This is a genomic window from Phyllobacterium brassicacearum, assembly GCF_003010955.1.
In the GTDB taxonomy this organism is placed as follows: domain Bacteria; phylum Pseudomonadota; class Alphaproteobacteria; order Rhizobiales; family Rhizobiaceae; genus Phyllobacterium; species Phyllobacterium brassicacearum.
Map to the genome: position 1 here is coordinate 1 of NZ_PGGO01000086.1, position 550 is coordinate 550.

General features: G+C 61.6%; 1 pseudogene. It reads right to left on the bottom strand.

Annotated elements, in window-relative coordinates:
* Positions 1-20 precede the first annotated feature (20 nt).
* Positions 21-550, bottom strand: a pseudogene (locus CU102_RS28375) (DUF5801 repeats-in-toxin domain-containing protein); the annotation flags it as partial.

A 550-nucleotide genomic window follows, 5' to 3' on the forward strand; every position in this document is an offset into this window, starting at 1 on the left:
CCGCCCCCGTTGGTCAAGTGTCAGGCGACGTCAACAAGTATGTGCTGCATCGCTGTCTGGTCCGCGTCCGCGTCTTCCACCTGGAAGGCGAAGTCGAGCTGGGCTTCCGGCGTCTCGGTCACGGTCGAGGTGAAGGCGATGTCCGTGATCTTCAGCACGTCGTTATCGGCGCCGTCGAAGTTCACCAGACTGGTGGTCGCATTGCTGCCGCCGTCAGTGCCGGTCGTCCTGTTCAGGTCGATCGCAGCGTTGTTGCCGGTGATCCCGTTGCCCGACTGCATGATCTGGACACCCTGCAACACGTAGTCTTCGCCGGCTGCGTTGTAGTCGTTCTGCTCGATGATCACGAGGCCGTCATTGTTGTCGAGCGTGAACTCGGTGTTGTACGGGGCCGGGACCTGACCCGTCTTGAAGATATCGGCGTTCGACACGTACACGGCCCGCGTGATCGTGGCGTTGTCGTCCGCGGTGCCGGCGATGTTGTCGGCACCGTTCTTGTCGATCAGGTCGAGGATCAGCATCAGGTCCTCGCTGTTGCCGATGCCGTCGA